Source organism: Vreelandella rituensis, from assembly GCF_003336665.1.
Taxonomy (GTDB): Bacteria; Pseudomonadota; Gammaproteobacteria; order Pseudomonadales; family Halomonadaceae; genus Vreelandella; species Vreelandella rituensis.
Genome location: NZ_QPIJ01000123.1, coordinates 1 through 2892 on the forward strand (window position 1 = coordinate 1; position 2892 = coordinate 2892).

Annotated in this window: 3 protein-coding genes and 1 pseudogene; 2 read left to right on the plus strand and 2 right to left on the minus strand. The window is 59.9% G+C overall.

Annotation, left to right across the window (positions count from 1 at the left end; translation table 11 throughout):
- On the plus strand, positions 1-773 hold a 773-nt coding region (locus DU506_RS20880), incomplete at its 5' end, for an MFS transporter (protein ID WP_114488753.1).
- A 6-nt stretch (positions 774-779) separates the two neighbouring features.
- On the opposite strand, the gene DU506_RS20885 is transcribed toward DU506_RS20880, so the two are convergent.
- Positions 780-1166: a SirB2 family protein gene (locus tag DU506_RS20885; RefSeq protein ID WP_114488754.1), complete on the minus strand. Its 387-nt coding sequence runs from the start codon at positions 1164-1166 to the stop codon at positions 780-782.
- Between the two features lie 209 nt (positions 1167-1375).
- On the opposite strand from DU506_RS20885, the gene hmpA reads away from it, so the two are divergent.
- Positions 1376-2548 (plus strand): NO-inducible flavohemoprotein, encoded by a 1173-nt coding sequence (hmpA, locus tag DU506_RS20890; RefSeq protein ID WP_114488755.1) that lies wholly within the window; start codon positions 1376-1378, stop codon positions 2546-2548.
- A gap of 138 nt (positions 2549-2686) precedes the next feature.
- Here the strand turns inward: hmpA and DU506_RS20895 are convergent.
- Positions 2687-2892 (minus strand): annotated as a pseudogene (locus tag DU506_RS20895) (oxygen-independent coproporphyrinogen III oxidase); the annotation flags it as partial.

A 2892-nucleotide genomic window follows, 5' to 3' on the forward strand; every position in this document is an offset into this window, starting at 1 on the left:
GCTACCTTTCCACCACCGGCGCGACGGTCGCCTACCTGGCGATTGTGGCCATCATCATCTATCAGGTGGTGCAGATCCTGAGGGTCAACATTCCGATTCTGAAAAAAGGTGTGCCGGAGGACGACAAGTATCCCTTCAGCAGCGTGGCTGCGCTCAACAGTACCTACTTTGCCAACTTCGGCGCCGAGCTTGCGGTGGTCTCGATGCTGCCGATGTTCTTCGAGGAAACCTGGGGATTGAATGCCGCGATGGCCGGGTTGATCGCGGCCTCGTTTGCCTTCGTCAACCTGGTCGCGCGTCCCATGGGCGGCATGGTGTCGGATCGCATGGGCAACCGGCGCTTCGTCATGCTCAGCTACATGTTCGGCATCGGCATCGGCTTTGTGATGATGGGCATGCTCAATTCAAGCTGGCCGCTGATCGTGGCGGTGGCCATCACCATTTTCACCTCCTTCTTCGTGCAGGGCGCGGAAGGCGCGACCTTCGGCATCCTGCCGTCGATCAAGCGCCGCATCACCGGGCAGATCTCGGGCATGGCCGGCGCCTACGGCAACGTGGGGGCGGTGGTCTACCTGACCATCTACACCTTCGTCACGCCCACCCAGTTCTTCTACATCATCGCTTGCGGCGCCTTCCTCAGCTGGTTGATCTGCTTTCTCTGGCTCAAGGAACCGGAAGGTGGCTTTGCCGAAGAATACTACGTCTCTTCCGTCGACCGTATGCTCGAGGAACAGCAAACCGCCAAGCCCCAAGTGAAGCCGCAACAAGGCTGAACATTCTCAGCCCACCCATGAAAGGGGGCTATGGCGAAGAGCCGCCCCCAGCATGTAGATAAATACCGCCACCGCCACAAGCGCGCCCACACCACGAATTAGAGGTGTCGGGCCACGCTTGATGGCGACCGTCCCCACTCCGATATAGACCACCAAAGCGATTAGCTTTGCAGCCAACCAGGGATGCTGGTGGGGCCACATCGAGAGCATCACCATCAGCGTGACACCCAGGGCAAGCAGGCTGGTATCAATCACGTGAGGCAATATTTTTACCCAGCGCCGCCCGAGCATGGGCGACTCGCGTACCGACCACCCGGCACGTACCACGAAAAAACCGATGCTCAGCACAGCGGTGGTGACATGCAGGTGCTTGATCAGAAAATAATGCTCCATGGGGCTCACTCTCTAGTTCTACTGCGTCATAAAAGAAGGCTCATTGTGCTGCAGATGAAGGGCGGCTTCCATCAGCATGAAACGATGTTTTTCTGAGCTTCAACCACAGGGGAAAAGCTACGAAAGGTCGCACCAGGGTTGGCATTTGATGCTTCGGGCCTTAAGATGTATTTATAAAGCATCTTAAACAATCCTCTGAGGTACTCCGTATGTTGTCTCATGAACAGGAAAAGCTGATCGGCGCCACGGCCCCGGTCGTCGCCGAACATCTCGACGCCATCACCCAGCGCTTTTATCCATTGATGTTTAACCGCTACCCGGAGGTCAAGCCGCTATTCAATGAGGTTAATCAGCAAAGCGGTGAACAACCTCGCGCCTTGGCGAGCGCCGTGCTGGCGTATGTGCAACTGCGCCGCAACCCCGCCCAGGCACGTGCCACGCTGGCCATCGTCGTCAGCAAGCATGTCTCCCTGGGTATTGTGCCGGAGCAATACCCCATCGTCGGCGAATGTTTGATGGCCGCCATCGGCGAGGTGCTCGGCGATGCCGTGACGCCGGAAATCGCCGAGGCCTGGACCGCCCTCTATAACGAACTCGCCGGGCTGCTGATCGACCTTGAAGACCAGCGTTATCTCGAATTCGAACAGCGCCCGGGCGGCTGGCGTGGCACGCGTCGCTTCCGTATTGCCGCCACCCGGCAGGAAAGTGCGGTGATCCGCTCTTTTGTGCTGGAACCCGAGGATGACGGTGCCGTCGCCGACCACGAGCCTGGGCAGTATATTGGCGTGCGCCTGCTCATCGACGGGCAACCGGTCTATCGCCACTACAGCCTCTCGGCAAGCCCCAATGGCCGCAGCTATCGGCTTTCGATCAAGCGCGAAGCACAGGGACAGGTCAGCCGCCATTTCCATGACGTTCTGCAGCCGGGCGATATCCTGGAACTGCTGCCACCGGCAGGCGACCTGACCCTGGTAGACGGTGACGAACCTCTGCTGCTGGCCAGTGGCGGTGTCGGCCAGACGCCCTTGCTGCCCATGGCGCGCCATGCCCTGGCGAAGGGACGTCAGGTAGTGTATCTGCACGCCGCCCTGGATGCCGAGCATCACGCCTTTAACGATGAACTGGAGACACTCAAGCGCGAGTACCCCGAACGCCTTCAGGCCGTCAGCATTCATGAACGGGGTAACCATGCCGATCATATTGGTCGCATCGACCGCACCTTGCTCGCCCGCTACCTGCCCGACGCCAGGGCGCGCTGCTATTTCGTGGGCCCCCAGGGTTTCATGACCGCCGTCAACGGCGCCTTGTCCGACTTGGGTGTCGACGAGGACCGCCGCCACTTCGAACACTTCGGTCCCTCGCGCCCTCTCGACGCGGCTTGACAGGCACTCGGCTCACTTGAGTGACGACCTGACGACAGGCGGCCCCGATAGATACTACCGGGGCCGCCTTTATGTTTCGCTGGGTGTGCTGGCCGTTACGACCCTGGAGCCGAGCGTTTGGCCGCCATCAGCCAAGAGTCACACCGTGCGTGAAAACCGCCCTTCCTGAGGCTTGAGATAGGCATCAAAGGCCATCGCCACGTTACGCATCATCAGGCGTCCGGCAGGCAGCACTTCGATGGCATCGGCATGGATGGCCAGCAGTTCATCACGCTGCATTGCTTCCAGATGCACCAGGGCATCAGCGAAGGTCTCGCGAAATGTCACCGCATGGCGCGCCTCGA